Annotated in this window: 14 protein-coding genes; 5 read left to right on the top strand and 9 right to left on the bottom strand. The window is 70.3% G+C overall.

The window, feature by feature from the left end; translation table 11 throughout:
- Positions 1 to 102: 102 nt before the first annotated feature.
- The 7 genes from BH708_RS06085 to BH708_RS06055 form a co-directional block, all read right to left on the bottom strand.
- Entirely contained in the window at positions 103 to 300 is a 198-nt protein-coding gene (locus BH708_RS06085) for a hypothetical protein (protein WP_076807402.1), read from the bottom strand.
- A gap of 99 nt (positions 301 to 399) precedes the next feature.
- Entirely contained in the window at positions 400 to 2,016 is a 1,617-nt protein-coding gene (locus BH708_RS06080) for an FMN-binding glutamate synthase family protein (RefSeq protein ID WP_083713321.1), read from the bottom strand.
- 523 nt (positions 2,017 to 2,539) lie between these two features.
- Complete coding sequence (locus BH708_RS06075; RefSeq protein WP_253705494.1) at positions 2,540 to 3,142, bottom strand: TetR/AcrR family transcriptional regulator; 603 nt, start codon at positions 3,140 to 3,142, stop codon at positions 2,540 to 2,542.
- A gap of 65 nt (positions 3,143 to 3,207) precedes the next feature.
- Positions 3,208 to 3,525, bottom strand: a complete 318-nt coding sequence (locus tag BH708_RS06070; protein ID WP_076807400.1) for a hypothetical protein — start codon at positions 3,523 to 3,525, stop codon at positions 3,208 to 3,210.
- Between the two features lie 326 nt (positions 3,526 to 3,851).
- Positions 3,852 to 5,339 (bottom strand): dihydrolipoamide acetyltransferase family protein, encoded by a 1,488-nt coding sequence (locus tag BH708_RS06065; RefSeq protein ID WP_076807398.1) that lies wholly within the window; start codon positions 5,337 to 5,339, stop codon positions 3,852 to 3,854.
- Positions 5,336 to 6,340 carry an alpha-ketoacid dehydrogenase subunit beta gene (locus BH708_RS06060; protein ID WP_076807397.1) on the bottom strand — a complete coding sequence of 335 codons (1,005 nt, stop codon included), beginning with the start codon at positions 6,338 to 6,340 and terminating at the stop codon, positions 5,336 to 5,338. The genes BH708_RS06065 and BH708_RS06060 overlap by 4 nt, the downstream gene beginning before the upstream one ends.
- A gap of 26 nt (positions 6,341 to 6,366) precedes the next feature.
- Positions 6,367 to 7,524: a thiamine pyrophosphate-dependent enzyme gene (locus BH708_RS06055; RefSeq protein WP_157235774.1), complete on the bottom strand. Its 1,158-nt coding sequence runs from the start codon at positions 7,522 to 7,524 to the stop codon at positions 6,367 to 6,369.
- Between the two features lie 205 nt (positions 7,525 to 7,729).
- On the opposite strand from BH708_RS06055, the gene BH708_RS06050 reads away from it, so the two are divergent.
- From BH708_RS06050 to BH708_RS06035, 4 genes are read left to right on the top strand one after another with little or no spacing between them, the layout of a single operon-like run.
- Positions 7,730 to 8,251 carry a (2Fe-2S)-binding protein gene (locus tag BH708_RS06050; RefSeq protein ID WP_076807395.1) on the top strand — a complete coding sequence of 174 codons (522 nt, stop codon included), beginning with the start codon at positions 7,730 to 7,732 and terminating at the stop codon, positions 8,249 to 8,251.
- Positions 8,248 to 9,267, top strand: a complete 1,020-nt coding sequence (locus BH708_RS06045; RefSeq protein ID WP_076807393.1) for a xanthine dehydrogenase family protein subunit M — start codon at positions 8,248 to 8,250, stop codon at positions 9,265 to 9,267. Before BH708_RS06050 ends, BH708_RS06045 begins: the two co-directional genes overlap by 4 nt.
- The gene (locus BH708_RS06040) at positions 9,260 to 11,329 is read left to right on the top strand and encodes a xanthine dehydrogenase family protein molybdopterin-binding subunit (RefSeq protein WP_076807392.1); all 2,070 of its coding nucleotides are present in this window, start codon (positions 9,260 to 9,262) and stop codon (positions 11,327 to 11,329) included. Before BH708_RS06045 ends, BH708_RS06040 begins: the two co-directional genes overlap by 8 nt.
- Entirely contained in the window at positions 11,326 to 11,976 is a 651-nt protein-coding gene (locus tag BH708_RS06035) for an NTP transferase domain-containing protein (RefSeq protein ID WP_253705493.1), read from the top strand. Before BH708_RS06040 ends, BH708_RS06035 begins: the two co-directional genes overlap by 4 nt.
- On the opposite strand, the gene BH708_RS06030 is transcribed toward BH708_RS06035, so the two are convergent.
- Entirely contained in the window at positions 11,936 to 13,063 is a 1,128-nt protein-coding gene (locus BH708_RS06030) for an XdhC family protein (RefSeq protein WP_076810873.1), read from the bottom strand. The genes BH708_RS06035 and BH708_RS06030 overlap by 41 nt on opposite strands.
- A gap of 206 nt (positions 13,064 to 13,269) precedes the next feature.
- Between BH708_RS06030 and BH708_RS06025 the strand changes: the two genes are divergently transcribed.
- Positions 13,270 to 13,998, top strand: a complete 729-nt coding sequence (locus tag BH708_RS06025; protein WP_076807388.1) for an OBAP family protein — start codon at positions 13,270 to 13,272, stop codon at positions 13,996 to 13,998.
- Positions 13,999 to 14,050: 52 nt separating this feature from the next.
- Here BH708_RS06025 and BH708_RS06020 read toward each other — a convergent pair whose 3' ends face one another.
- A complete protein-coding gene (locus BH708_RS06020; protein WP_076807386.1) occupies positions 14,051 to 14,509 on the bottom strand; it encodes a hypothetical protein in 459 nt (152 codons plus the stop codon).
- Positions 14,510 to 14,515: the final 6 nt, after the last annotated feature.

The following is a 14,515-nucleotide window of genomic DNA, read 5'->3' as shown; positions in this document are numbered from 1 at the left end:
CGCCAGGGATGCCGGGAGAGCTGCGCGAGGGGGACGGCCGTTCGGAGCCGCAGGCCCTGCCCGCGTTCGCCATCGGCGCGAGGCTCGGCATCGGCGCGACGCTCATGGCTCGGCGTGCTTCTTCACGATCAGCCAGTACGTCTCGGGGTCGAGCTCGTCGACCCCCTCGCGCCGGGTCTGCCCGCGGGCCTCCGCGGCGATCGCCTCGAGGTCGTAGTCCTCGGGACGGTCAGACTCCCCTGGCTCCGGGTGGTTCTCGATGACGCTCCTGATCACCTGAACCAGGTCGGCGTGGTCCATGGTCGCCTCCTTCGTCGGACGAGTGATCGGTCGACTCTAGGACGGATGCCGATCGCACCGCACCGGCCCGACCGCTCGATCGGTCGCCGTCATCGACGATCAACGGCCATCGGCGGATCCGTTCGCGGCATCCGTGTCGTGACGATGCTTGCGGTGGCGTTGGTGGGACGGGCGCGCGCCCTGGAAGCGATGGGCGTCGGCGATCTCCCAATCGTGCGCCCACGCAGAGTCCGACGTGCCGCTGAGCAGCTCTCCCTCGTCCAGCCAGGTGTAGAGCTCCCCGTAGGTCACGACCCGGGCCGGGTCGATGCGGCGCAGCACATGATCCGGACCGAGATCGTCGAACGACTCAAGGCCCATCGACGCCAGCAGCTGCAGGGCCGACTGCACCGTCTCCTGCTGGAATCGCATCACCCGTGGTCCCTTGTCCTCGACGACGACGGCGCGGCTGCGACGCGGGTCCTGCGTCGCCACCCCGCTGGGGCAGGTGTTGGTGTTGCACCGCTGGGCCTGGATGCATCCGGTCGCCATCATCATCGGACGGGCCGCGTTGCAGAAATCCGCGCCGAGGGCGACGCGCCGGATGATGTCGTTGCCGCCGGCGATCTTCCCCGAGCATCCGATCGCGATCCGTTCTCTCAGACCTGTGCCGACCAGCGCGTTCTGAATGGTCACCAGTCCGTCCGACAGGGGCGTCCCCACGTGATCCTCGAGTTCGAGCGGTGCTGCGCCGGTGCCTCCTTCGGCGCCGTCGACCGAGATCCAGTCGGGGGTGATGCCGGTCTCCAGCATGGCCTTGCACAGGGACAGGACCTCCGAGCGGTCGCCGACGCAGAGTTTGAATCCGACCGGCTTGCCGCCGGACAGCTCGCGCAACCGGGCGATGAAGTGCATCATTCCCACGGGGGTGGAGAATGCGGTGTGGGCCGCCGGGCTGACGCAGTCCTCGCCCTGGGCGATGTCGCGTGCCGCGGCGATCTCGGGCGTGATCTTGGCTGCCGGGAGCACGCCGCCGACGCCGGGTTTGGCACCCTGGCTGAGCTTGATGAGCGTGCCTTTGACCTCGGGCTTGTTCACCTTCCTGGCGTACTCGTCAGGGTCGAACTGTCCCTCGGAGGTGCGGCAGCCGAAGTACCCCGAACCGAACTCCCAGATGATGTCGGCGCCGTACTTCAGGTGATATTCGGACAGTCCGCCCTCTCCGGTCTCCTGCGCGAATCCTCCCTCTTTGGCGCCGTAGTTCATCGCCATCACGGCGTTCCCGGACAGGGACCCGAAGCTCATGGAGGAGATGTTGAGCATCGAGGTGTCGTACGGCTGGGTGCAGTCGGGCCCGCCCAGCCGGACCCGTGGCGGGCTCTGCATCGGCTCGAGCGGGCTCGAGGCATGGAGGATGTGGTCGTACCCCGCGCTCGTGATGTCGTTCTGCGTGCCGTACGCATCGTCCGACCCGAGGCCCTTGGCGCGCCGGTAGATCATCGTGCGGGCGTCCCGGTCGAAGGGGCGGCCGTCGGTGTTGGACTCGATGAAGTACTGCTGGATCTCCGGGCGGATGGCTTCGGCTGCCCAGCGGGCGTGGCCCAGCACGGGGTAGATCCGCAGGATCGAGTGCCTGCGCTGCAGGAGATCGCGCACCCCGAGAGCTGCGACAGCGGCGGTCCCGATCGCGGCGGCCGCCAGCTTGGGGCCTGGACGAGAGGTGCGGAGGGAGCTCATGAGTCCTCGATTCGTTCGTCGTCGGGTACGTGGCGCGCTGCGGGCTGCGACCGCCCCGGACGCAGCCGTCCATGACGTGCCGGCTCCGACCTCGGCGCAGGACTGTGAGAACGGAGCAACTCGCCGCAGGCGACGTGACGCCGATCGTAGTCGTGGCGGGGAGACGAGGTGGCGATCGCTGCGCCCACGGGTCATCGCTGCGCGTCCCGGGGTCACCGTCTGTATCGGGGTCGTCGGGACGTCCGTCGGCGAGGGTCCGTGGATCGTCCTCGTCCTGATGCGCAGGGACGCCGAACACGCGAGCCCGGTCGAGCGGTCTGTCGCCTTCCGCGCGTGTGAGCTGACACGTACCGCGAAGGATCGCCGGGGACGGACAGCGCGATGGCGAGTACGGCGGTGGGGCCCGGACCGTCCGCACGGCCGTTCTGGTCCCGGGCCTGTTGCGCCGTGAACTCCCCGCAGAGATCGTCAGGTAGTGCACGGGGTTCGCCGCCGCACTCGGCCTCCGTGGGCCGAGCCCTGATCAGGTCGCGAAGAAGCTGCAGGCGAGTCGGCACAGATCCTCGTGCGGAGCGTCGCCGGAGGCATCGTGGCGCAATCTGCGCACCGTCTGTTCCCGCACGGCATCGCAGAGCACGAGAGCGAGCACGGTGCGTGCCGCAAAGCTCGGGTCGATACCCGTACGAAGCAGCCCCTGGGACGAGAGTGCGGTGAAGCAGTGCGCGAGCACGTGCTCGTGCACGCAGCGCAGGCGGGCCATACGCCACCGTCCCGGATGCTCCTCGCTGATCGCGTCGGCGTCCAGCTTCGCGAGCAGTTGGATCTGCGGTGAGGTCGGGTCCCACGTCTCGACCAGGCCGCGCAGCAGCGCGTGCTGGTCGGTGCAGAACTCGTCCTGTCTGTCGAGCGCATCCTGAGCGTGCTCCTCGAGGCGGTCGATCACCCTGTTCAAGATGTCTTCCTTCGAGGCGAAGTGATGGAGCATGCCGGGATGGGAGATCCCGACGCGTCGTGAGATGTCGCGGAGACTGGCGCCGTAGTAGCCGAACTCCCGGAACAGCTCGGAGGCGCCGTCGAGGATCGCCTGGGGGCGGTCGACCGGATGCTGACCGATCGTGGGTGGCACCGTATGAAGCGTCCGCGTCGGGACCGTCGGCACAGAATTCGAGGTCGTGGGCAGGGAAATAGTCATCAGACATCACTCCTGGTTTCAGCGCTCACGAGCATCGGGCAGCTCGGTGAAGGATTCGGCTCGAGGATCGTCACGGTCCGGTGATATGGATCGATATCGTCGATGAACTGCTGCAGCTGGGCGACGGCCGAGTGCTCGCAGTGCTGCGTCCGCTGCAGGTCGAGGACCATCGGTGCTTCGGGGTCGAGCGCCTTGGCACGACGGAGAATCGGGTGGAGCGAACTCTCGCTCCGGTCCGTCACGCACCCCTCGACGGCGATGCGGATCTCGTCCTCGCCGACGTCGGCGTGGACGATCACGGAGAGCGTGTGTCTCATGAGGTGGTCCTTTGCGCGCAGTAGAACGACAACGGCCACTGGCTGAACCTGTTATCAACCTATGGGCAGCCTGCTCGAATAGCAAGTGCGCGCATCTGCCGAATGCTGGTCCCGGACTGACATGAGGCGATCACCGCGGCGACCGGCACGGCACGACCGTTCAGTCCGTCAGGTGGGTCCTCGCGGCGCGGTCGGCAAGGACGTCCGGACGGGGTCCGTCGGCGTGGACGCGATGTCCCGTCGGGCCCGGATCCGCAGCCATACCCGCCAGGCCTTTCGGCTCGGTCCTTCCCCGTGGACCTGGAGTGCCTCACCCGCAGACTCGGTCACACCACGATGCGCAGGGGTTCCTCCAGGACAGCCTGCAGTTCCTGGAGGAAGGCCGCGGCGACGGCACCGTTGAGGACGCGATGGTCGACGGTCAGCGTGAGAGTCATGACCGTGCGGCTGTGCAGCTCACCGTCCCGGAGCACGGGCTCCTCCCCGGCGGCGCCGACAGCCAGGATCGCCGCCTCGGGCGGATTGATGATGGCGTCGAACTCACCGATGCTGAACATGCCCAGGTTGCTGATGCTGAACGTGCTGCCCTGGTACTCGTGGGGCTCCAGTTTCCCCTCGCGGGCGCGGGTCGCGAGGTCGCCGGACTCGGCAGCGATCTGCCCGACGCTCTTCCGGTCGGCGTCGCGGACGACCGGCACGATCAGACCGGCCTCGAGGGCCACGGCCAGGCCGATGTGCACCCGGCCGCGCCGGATGATCTTGTCTCCGCCCCAGGCGGAGTTCACCTCGGGGTGGGACCGCAGGGCGACGGCAGCGGCGCGGACCAGCAGGTCGGTGACGCTGATGCGCGTCCCGACCTCCTCGAGGCGGTCGTTGACCTCGCGGCGGAATGCCAGCAGGGCGTCGGCATCGATCGTCGTGCTCAGGTGGAAGGTCGGCACGCCGGCCATCTGGCTGAGGCGCTCGGCGGTGATCCGCTGGTTGGCGTTGATCCGGACCTCATCGTCGGCCTCGCCCGCCGTGGCGGGCTCCGGTACGGCGGCGGGAGCCGGGCTCGAAGCGCCGCCCCGGGCTCTGTCGTCCCCGACGTCCGCGCCGGCGCCGGCCTCGAGCGCCTTCTCCACATCGGCCCGGACGATGCGGCCGCCGGGGCCCGACCCATCGAGCGATCTCAGCTCGATGTCGTTCTCACGGGCCAGCTTGCGGGCGAGCGGAGAGCGGAACAGCGGTTGGCCGCCGTCGTCGGGCGGCGACGACGCATCTTCGGTCCCCGTCGGCTCCGCATCGTCCGACGCGGGCCCCGCGGTCTCTTCGTCGCTCTCCACCTCGTCGGAGTCCGACCGGGCCTCGTCGACGTCCGGCCGGGTCTCATCGGAGGTCCGTGCCGGTTCCTCGCTCTCGGCGTCCGCCGTCCGCTCCTCCTCGTCTCCGTCCGGCACCGGCTCCTCGTCCGGCGTGTCCGCCGTCCGCTCGTCCTCATCTCCGTCCGCCGGCTCATCGTCGGGCGTGTCCGCCGTCCGCTCGTCCTCATCGCCTGCTCCCTCGTCGTCCTGGTCCTCGGACCCGTCGTCGACGCCGGAGCCGTCACCCACCACGGCGATGGGCTCTCCGACGGACATGGTGTCCCCCTCGCTCACCAGCAGGCGCTCCAGGATCCCGGCGTCGTAGGCCTCCAGCTCCATGGTGGTCTTGTCGGTCTCGATGTCGGCCAGCGTGTCGCCCTTGTGGACCTCATCGCCCACCTGCTTGTGCCAGTGGCTGATGACTCCCTCCTCCATGGTGTCCGAGAGGCGGGGCATGGTGATGTCGGTCATGACTTCTCCTGGCCGGTGAAGCTGGTGGCGTCGAGGACGTCGCGGATGACGCGCCGGAGGTCGTCCGTGTCGGGCAGGGCAGCCCGTTCGAGAGGCTTCGCGTAGGGCAGAGGCACCTCGGCGGCAGCGACGCGCCGTACCGGAGCGTCGAGGAAATCGAAGGCTCCCTCCTGGACGGAGGCGGCGACTTCTGCGCCGATGCCGTAGCTGAGCCAGTCGTCCTCGTGCACGACGGCCCGCGTGGTCCTGCGCACGGACTCGCAGAAGGTGCGGCGATCCAACGGGCGCAGGCTGCGCAGATCCACCACCTCGACGGAGACACCGTCCTCCTCCAACTCCTCCGCGACCTGCAATGCGGTGCGGATCCCGCGCGAGTAGCTGATCACCGTGATGTCGCTGCCCTGGCGGGCGACGGTGGCCGTGCCGATCTCGGTGACGTGATCGCCGTCAGGAACCTCCCCCTTGGTGTTGTAGAGGCTCAGGTTCTCCAGCACGATCACGGGGTCGTCGTCACGGATCGCCGCCGTCAGCAGTCCCTTGGCATCGGCGGGATTCGACGGGGCGACGAGCTTCAACCCGGGCACGTGCGCGTACCAGACCTCGAGGTTCTGCGAGTGCGTGGCCGCCAGCTGCTGGCCGCCGCCTCCCGGCGCGCGGATCACCATCGGCACCGCGGTCTGCCCGCCGAACATGGTGTAGATCTTGGCGGCGTGGTTGACGACCTGGTCGAGCGCCAGCAGGCTGAAGTTGAGGGTCATGTATTCGAGGACCGGACGCAGGCCCAGCATGGCGGCACCGATGGCGATGCCGGTGAAGCCTTCCTCCGAGATCGGGGTGTCGCGCACCCGCTTCGGACCGAACTCCTCGAGCAGCCCCTCGGTGATCTTGTAGGACCCCTCGAACGTCCCGATCTCCTCCCCGATGAGGAAGACGTCCTCGTCGCGCTGCATCTCGGAGCGCAGGGTCGAGTTGAGGGCCTCGCGGTAACTGATGACCGGCATGTGCGTGCTCCTGTTCGAGGCGGTGGCTACAGCGTGATGACCCGGTCGCCGGGCATCGCGCGGGGGGCGTTGGCGACCTCGGTCGAGTACGCGTTGGTGAACAGGTCCGACGGATCCGGCGACTCGCTGGCGCCGGCGACCTCGACGGCCTGCTCGATGGTCTCGTCGGCGTCCCGCTCGATGGTGTCGGCCTCCTGCTCGCTGAGCACGCCGTCCTCGATGAGGCGGGAACGCAGCCGCGGGAGCAGATCCTTCGCGGCGAGTTCGGCCCGTTCCTCGTCGGTCCGATAGCGGGCCGGGTCGACGACGGAGTGGCCTCGGAGCCGGTAGCTCATCGTCTCCAACAGGAAGGGCCGGTGTTCCTCCCGCGCCTGCTTCAGCGCCGCCCGTGCCGCGTCCCGGACGGCGATCGGGTCGTCACCGTCGACCCGCCGGCCCTCGAACCGGTAGGACTCCGCCTTGCGGAACAGCTCCGGTTCGGCCGAGGCCTGCTCGACCGGGGTGCTCATCCCGACGCGGTTGTTGATGACCACGAAGACGATGGGCAGTCCCCAGAGGGAGGCCAGGTTCAGCGTCTCGTGGAACGCGCCGGTCGCGCTGGTGCCCTCGCCCAGGAGGCACATGACGGCTTCGGACTCCGGCCCCGCCTCCTGGCGGTGGGAGACCGCCATCGCGGCTCCGGTCGCCGGCGGCATCTGGCCCCCGACGATGCCGTAGCCGCCCATGAAGCGGGACTCGGCATCGGCGAGGTGCATCGAGCCACCCCAGCCTCCGGCCAGGCCGTCCGTGCGGCCGAACAGCTCCGCCATCACGTGGCCGGGATCGAGCCCACGGGCGATCGCATAGCCGTGGACCCGGTAGTTGGCAAAGAGGTAGTCGCGCTCCTCCATCGCGTCCATCAAGCCCACGACGGTCGCTTCCTCTCCGACGTTCAGGTGGCAGTACCCACCGATCTCGGCGCGCTGGTACATCTCCTGGGCCTTCAGCTCGAAGCGCCGGATCACGGTCATCTGCTGGAAGTAGGAGCGCAGGGTCTCCGACTGCTCGGTCTGCTCGCCCTTCGGCTGATCCGGCTCGGGCTGTTCGGCTTCGGTCTGCTCGTCCTCGGTCGTGTCGAGCTCCGGCTGCTCGGCTTCGGTCTGCTCGTCCTCGGTCGAGGCGGGGTCTTCCGTCGGGTCGCTCATGAAGCGCCCTCCTTCATCGCAGGTCCGCTTCCTACCCTAGTCTTCCCCCTGTGTTCCAGCAGGGGCGCCGGCGGAGCGAACGGCCCCGACGAGGACGCGGCCGCTGGGCGGAACGGCGCACCGGCGCTCCGACCGTGCGGTCCGTGACACATGGTGACGACCGTTATACGTTCGAGGTCCCGACCTCGAGTTCCCGGAGGCTCCGATGGCCTACCCAGTGCATCTCGTCGTCGACGGTCAGGAGCATGACCTGACCGTCGATCCCCGCACCACCCTGCTCGACGCCCTGCGCGACCACCTCGGGGTCATGAGCCCGAAGAAGGGGTGCGACCACGGACAGTGCGGAGCCTGCACGGTGCTGGTCGACGGCCGGCGACTGAACTCCTGCCTCGCCCTCGCCGTCGCCCATGACGGCGCCGAGATCGTCACCGCTGAGGGGCTGGCCCCCGAGGGCGAACTCTCCGCCGTCCAACGTGCCTTCGTCGAGCAGGACGCCTTCCAGTGCGGGTACTGCACACCCGGCCAGGTGTGCTCCGCCACCGCGATGCTGCAGGAGGCCGCCGATGGGCGCCCCAGCGTCGTCACCGCCGATCTCGACGCCCCGCTCGACCTGACCGATGAGGAGATCCGCGAACGCCTCAGCGGGAACCTGTGCCGCTGCGGCGCGTACGTCAACATCGTCGCCGCCGTGCGGCAGGCGGCGAGCGGGGGAGAGCAGGAGCGATGAGACCCTTCGACTACGAGCGAGCGGCCGACCCGCCCGCGGCGGTCGCCGCCGTCGCCGGCCGACCCGGAGCGAGCTTCCTCGCCGGGGGCACGAACCTCGTCGACCATCTGAAGCTGGGAGTGGCCGATCCAGACCTCCTGGTCGATGTCAGCCGGTTGGATCTGGCCGATGTCGAGGAGCTGCCCGGCGGCGGACTGCGCATCGGAGCCATGGTCCGCAACAGTGATCTCGCCGCGCATCCGCGGGTGCGGCGGGACTATCCGGCGCTCTCGCGCGCCCTGCTCTCCGGCGCCTCCGGACAGCTCCGCAATGCCGCGACCACCGGGGGGAACCTGCTCCAGCGCACACGCTGCGTGTACTTCCAGGACGTCACGACCCCGTGCAACAAGCGCGAACCCGGCTCGGGCTGCTCGGCCATCGGCGGATACGAGCGCTACCACGCCATCCTCGGCGCCTCCGAGGACTGCGTCGCGACCCACCCCTCGGACATGGCCGTCGCGCTGGTCGCTCTCGAGGCGACCGTGCTCGTGCTCGGCCCCGCGGGGGAGCGCCGCCTGCCGATCACCGAGCTGCACCGTCTGCCGGGGGACGCGCCGCATCGCGACACCGTCCTCGAGCACGGCGAGCTGATCACCGCCGTCGAACTCCCGCCGCCGCGTGCCGCTGCCCGCATGGTGTCCACCTACCGCAAGATCCGCGACCGCGCTTCCTATGCGTTCGCGCTCGTCTCCGTCGCCGCCGTGATCGAGCTCGATGAGCAGGGTCGGAACATCCGCGGGGCCCGGATCGCCTTGGGCGGCGTGGCCCATGTTCCGTGGCGGGCCCGTCGTGCGGAAGAGGTGCTGCGCGGTGCCGACGTCACCCGGGCTGCTTTCCGCCGGGCCGCCGAGACCGAGCTCGAGCAGGCTGCACCGCTCGCGGGCAACGCCTTCAAGGTGCCGATGGCCCGGGGAGCGTTGGTCACGGTGCTCTCGGAGCTGACCGGCCTCGCGGACGAGGACGACGACGATGAGTGAGCTGCTTCCCGCCCGGGCCATCGGCACGGCCCGCAGCCGGATCGAAGGTCCCGACAAGGTCCGAGGACGCGTCCCCTACGCCTACGAGCACCCTGTCGAGGACGCCCTCTACCTCTACCCCCTGACCTCGACGATCGCCCGCGGCCGCGTCACGCGGTTCGAGGCCTCCGCCGCCGAGGCCGTCGACGGCGTGGTGCACGTGCTCACCTGTGACAACGCTCCCCGTCTGGCGGACGACTCCGACGGGGAGCTGGCCATCCTGCAGGACGACACCATCGGCTTCCGCGGTCAATACCTCGGCGCGGTCGTCGCCACCACCCCGGAGGTGGCGCGGCAGGCGGCGGAGCTGGTCGTCGTCGACACCGCGCCCGAGCAGCATGACGCCGCCTTCCGAGCCGACCATCCCGGCGCCCGGGAGCCCGAGGGCGGCGCCGACGACGTCATGGAAGGGGACGTCGAGACCGCGCTGGCCACCGCCGACATCGTGCTGGACCAGCGCTACTCGACACCGAGCGAGCACAACAACCCGATGGAGCCGCACACCACCGTCGGCCGCTGGGACGAGGACGGGCTCACCCTCTGGATGTCCACCCAGGGCGCACATCCCGCGCAGCAGACGCTCGCCCCGCTGCTGGGGATCGACCCCGAGAAGCTGCGCATCATCAGCCCGCACGTCGGGGGCGGCTTCGGCTCCAAGGGCCTGCCGCACGCCGATGCGGTGCTGACGGCGCTCGCCTCGCGCGCCGTCCCGGGGCGGGCGGTGAAGTACGCGGTGTCCCGCCAGCACATGTTCCCGCTGACCGGCTACCGGGCGCCGACCTCTCAGCACGTGCGGATCGGCGCCCGCGCCGACGGGACCATCACCGCCTTCTCCTTCGAAGCCGTCGCGATGTCCTCGACCACCAAGGAGTTCCCGGAACTGGCGACCAAGCCCGCCCGGTCCATGTACGCCGGTGAGAGCCGCCTGATCACCCAGCGCGTGGTGCCGCTGGACGTCCCGGTCCCCTCGTGGATGAGGGCACCGGGAGAGGCGCCGGGCATGGTCGGTCTGGAGATCGCCATGGACGAGCTCGCCGTCGCGTGCGGGATCGATCCGATCGAGCTGCGCGTGCGCAACGAGCCCTTGCGCGACCCGGACACCGGCCTCCCGTTCAACCGGCGCCGCCTGGTGGACTGCCTGCGTGAGGGTGCCGACCGCTTCGACTGGGACCGGCGCAGCCCAGCTCCTCGCTCGCACCGCGACGGTGGCTGGCTGATCGGCCTGGGCGTCGCCTCCGCGACGTATCCCGCGATGCGTCAGCCCGGCTCGCAGGCCCGGGTCACCCGGACGGCTGATGGCTTCCAGGTCTCGATCGGGGCGGCGGATCTGGGCACCGGCACCTGGACAGTGCTGACCCAGGTCGCCGCCGATGCTCTGGACGTCGACCCGGGCCAGGTCGTGCTGGAGATCGGCGACACCGACCTGCCCACTGCCACGGTCGCGGGCGGGTCGACCGGCCTGGCCAGCTGGAGCGCCGCCGTGATGGAGGCAGCCCGCATCTTCCGTGACGAGCACGGCGAGGCGCCCGACGTCGGCGACTCGTCCACGGGCACCGCGGGCACGAACCCGGCGGCCGAAGGGCTGGCCACACACTCCTATGGGGCGCATTTCGTGCAGGTGCGGGTCCACGAGGCCACCGGGCAGATCCGTCTGGACCGCATGCTGGGCGTGTTCTCCGCCGGGCGCATCATCAATCCGCGCACGGCCCGCTCCCAGTTCACCGGCGGCATGACGATGGGCGTCGGCATGGCGCTGCACGAGAAGGGCGAGCTCGACCCGCGCTTCGGCCATGTCGTCAATCACGACCTGGCCGAGTACCACGTGCCGGTCAACGCCGACATCCCCGAGATCGAGGCGCACTGGCTGGACGAGGAGGACCCCACGGCTGGGCCCCTCGGGGCGCGCGGCATCGGGGAGATCGGCATCGTCGGCGCCGCCGCCGCCATCGTCAATGCCGCGTACCACGCCACGGGAGTGCGAGCGCGCGCCCTCCCGGTCTTCGGCGACACATTCCTGCGGTGAACGACGACGCCCCCGTGACGGGTGCACGCCCCCTCGGCCTGGTGCTCGCCGCCGGCTCCGGCACCCGCCTGGGACGCGGCCCCAAGGCGCTTCTTCCGCACGATGGCGGGTCCCTCGTCGAGCACGTCGTCCGTGCTCTGCTCGACGGGGGCTGCACCGAGGCCGTCGTCGTCGTCGGCGCCGGCGCCGGGGAGGTGCGTGGGGTGCTCGCCGCCGCCGCGGGCGTGCGATGCGTGCAGAACCCGCAGTGGCGCGCGGGCATGGGGTCGTCCCTGCGCATCGGGCTCGCCGACGTGGGCCCGGGGCGGGACGTCCTGGTCACGCCCGTGGACCGGCCGGGGCTGTCCGCCGCCGCAGTGCGACGGGTGGTCGCGGCGCACCGCGGCGACATCACCGTCGCCGCGCACCGGGACGGCGCGGGCCGGTTGCAGCGCGGCCACCCGGTGCTGCTGGGAGCCGCCTGGACCGCCGCCGCGGCCGCGGCCGCGCACGACGACGTCGGCGCCCGTGAGCTGCTGGCTGCGCGGCAGGACCGAGTGCAGTGGGTGGACTGCTCGGACCTCGAGGACGGTGCGGACGTCGATCTGCCCACGGACCTGTGGCGACTCAGCCAGGAGGGCCGTGCAGCGCTCCCTCCCCGGCGCTGAGGCGCGAAACCTGGTCCCGCCCTTCGCGCACGGCGAGGATCTCCGCCAGGATCGCCACCGCGACCTCGGCAGGTGTGGCGGCGCCCAGGTCCAGGCCGATCGGGGAGTGCAGTCGGGTCAGCGCCTCGGCCGTGACCCCCGCGTCCCGCAGCGCCCTGCGCCGGTCACGGTCGCTGCGGCGGGACCCCATCGCCCCGACGTAGGCGACGTCCAGCTCGAGGGCGCGCGCCAGCACAGGGACGTCGACCTTGGGGTCGTGGCTGAGCACGCAGATCGCACTGCGATGGTCGATGTCGCCGCGCTCGGCGGCCGCAGCGAGGTGCTCGTGCGGCCATGCCCGGATCACGTCCGCTCCGGGGAACGCCGCCGGATCGGTGAAGGCCGGTCGGTGATCGCACAGAGTCAGATGCAGCCCGAGCGGACGTGCGGCCGCGACCAGCGCGTGCCCGAAGGCGTTCGCGCCGTAGACGACGAGATGTGCGGGGCGGATGCGTGTCTCGACGAACAGCTCGAGCGGCTCGCCGCGGCCGCTCGGTGGTGCCCATCGCAGCGTCCCCGTGCGACCGCCATGGATCATCGTCGCCACCTGCCGCGCCCCGTTCTCGAGCACCTCGGGCGGGAGCAGGGAGGACAGCGCGGACGGTATGTCGACCTCGGCGCCGACGACCACCGGCTCAGTATCCCTCGAGCTCCCGCTGCCCCGCTCTCGGGGAGTCAGGCGCAGCACCACCGCAACGGGGTCCTCCGGTCCGTCCACGACCGTCATCCCCGCCAGGGGCTGGACCATGACCTCGAGCGTGCCCCCGCACATGAGGCCCGCCGCGAAGGCATCCTCGTCGCTGTAGCCGAAGCGCTCCCGGGACGCCTCGCCGCTGGCCATCGCTCCCTGGCACGCTTCCAGCACGGCCCCCTCGACACAACCGCCCGAGAGGGAACCCTCGATCGACCCGTCGGCTGCGACCACCATGGAGGTGCCGACCGGGCGGGGGACCGAGCCGTCCGCGTCGATGATCGTGGCGACCGCGCACGCGCGCCCCCGTACCGGGTCGCGCAGATACTGCCGGGCGGTGCGAAGGACATCGAGCACGCCCACCATCCTAACTATCGGCGCAGGTCAGACCAGACCGGCCGGTCGGCAGCCGTGGACGGCGGCTCCCGGTGGCGCTACGTTGCCCGGATCGAGGCATGACGAGAAGGCCACGCGTGACGATGTCCCAAGCCATCGGCGCCGTGCTCCGGACAGCGGGCCCGCCCCACGGGTCGGTCGTCGCGCGGCCGCGAGAGGAGACGACGATGGGACCTGGCGTGCCGAAGCGTGCTGCCCCGATCCGGTCGGCAGGACGCAGAAAAGGGCCGCGGTTCTCCGCTCTGCAGCTCGGAGCGAAGGCATTGCAGTCCACGGCGCCGCTGCACGGATTCGACGCGTATCTCGTCGGCTTCCATCCCGCGAAGAGCGATCCCTCGATGCAGATGGAGGCTCATCATTTCTGCAAGGTCGTCAACGACGATCTCATCCAGTGCATCCTGTTCGACGGCAACGACGAAGCCGCCCACCTCATCGGCCACGAGTACATCGTCTCCGAGGCCCTGTTCACCACCCTTCCGGACGAGGAGAAGGACTACTGGCATCCTCACAACCACGAGATCCTTTCCGGTGAGCTGGTGGCGCCCGGCCTTCCGGAGATCGCCGAACGCGAGCTGATGCGCGAGCTCGTCAATTCCTCCGGGAAGACCTGGCACACCTGGCACACCGGCCGTCACGACAGCGGCGGCGGGGACTCGCTGCCGATGGGCGAACCGATGCTCATGTGGTCGTTCAACCGCGACGGCGAATGCGATCCCGCGCTGCAGTCCGCCCGCGACGAGGCGCTGGACGTCGATACCGCGGCAGTCCGCCGCGGACGCCAGGAGCTGTCGGATCGTGCTCACCCCCAGCGCGGCGTCGACGCGCTGAAGGACCGGTTCGGCGACACCGCGCCCGTCCCGGGCGTCCTCGATGACGGGGCCGTCGACGGCGAGTAGTTCTCTGCGGCGTGCCCCAGGCTGTTCGGGCCGCGATCACGCCGCGGGCGGGTCAATCGACATGACGCTTCTCCTCGATGCGCCGCGCGATCGCCATCTCCACCGCGGTGCCCAGCAGGTAGGTCACCGATGCGGTGAAGGAGGCGAACAGCCACGACAGGGGTGTCGGGAGCAGCACGCCGAGGAGGGCGGCCAGGCCGACGGCAGCCGCGATCGAGAGCAGGTTCAACGAGGACCCCAGGGCGATGACCGTGGTGGTCTCGCCCTCCAGGGAGCGTGTGAAGGCGCGGGGGGCGATGACTTCGATCAGGGCGAAGCTCGCGACGGCGGCCAGCAGGAACAGGATGATGTGAGCAGGCCGCGGACTTCCTTCGATGCTGGTGAGCATGGCCATGGTGCTCGTGATCATGACCGAGTAGCCGAACGCGCCGGAGTTGTTCCGCAGCGACAGACGCAGTTCGCGGACGTAGAGGCCCAGCTCCGGGGCCGGTCCGGCCGCTCGTCTCGGCATCGCTGT

This window comes from Brachybacterium sp. P6-10-X1 (assembly GCF_001969445.1).
In the GTDB taxonomy this organism is placed as follows: Bacteria; Actinomycetota; Actinomycetes; order Actinomycetales; family Dermabacteraceae; genus Brachybacterium.
This window is presented reverse-complemented; position numbering and strand designations above follow the sequence as displayed.

What these genes read in the sequence shown, in the direction of transcription:
- BH708_RS06020 (WP_076807386.1), bottom strand. Translation starts at nt 14,509, where the DNA reads ATGCCGAGACGAGCGGCCGGACCGGCCCCGGAGCTGGGCCTCTACGTC.
- BH708_RS06045 (WP_076807393.1), top strand. Translation starts at nt 8,248, where the DNA reads ATGAGACCCTTCGACTACGAGCGAGCGGCCGACCCGCCCGCGGCGGTC.
- BH708_RS06085 (WP_076807402.1), bottom strand. Translation starts at nt 300, where the DNA reads ATGGACCACGCCGACCTGGTTCAGGTGATCAGGAGCGTCATCGAGAAC.
- BH708_RS06025 (WP_076807388.1), top strand. Translation starts at nt 13,270, where the DNA reads ATGGGACCTGGCGTGCCGAAGCGTGCTGCCCCGATCCGGTCGGCAGGA.
- BH708_RS06050 (WP_076807395.1), top strand. Translation starts at nt 7,730, where the DNA reads ATGGCCTACCCAGTGCATCTCGTCGTCGACGGTCAGGAGCATGACCTG.
- BH708_RS06080 (WP_083713321.1), bottom strand. Translation starts at nt 2,016, where the DNA reads ATGAGCTCCCTCCGCACCTCTCGTCCAGGCCCCAAGCTGGCGGCCGCC.
- BH708_RS06065 (WP_076807398.1), bottom strand. Translation starts at nt 5,339, where the DNA reads ATGACCGACATCACCATGCCCCGCCTCTCGGACACCATGGAGGAGGGA.
- BH708_RS06055 (WP_157235774.1), bottom strand. Translation starts at nt 7,524, where the DNA reads ATGAGCGACCCGACGGAAGACCCCGCCTCGACCGAGGACGAGCAGACC.
- BH708_RS06040 (WP_076807392.1), top strand. Translation starts at nt 9,260, where the DNA reads ATGAGTGAGCTGCTTCCCGCCCGGGCCATCGGCACGGCCCGCAGCCGG.
- BH708_RS06060 (WP_076807397.1), bottom strand. Translation starts at nt 6,340, where the DNA reads ATGCCGGTCATCAGTTACCGCGAGGCCCTCAACTCGACCCTGCGCTCC.
- BH708_RS06070 (WP_076807400.1), bottom strand. Translation starts at nt 3,525, where the DNA reads ATGAGACACACGCTCTCCGTGATCGTCCACGCCGACGTCGGCGAGGAC.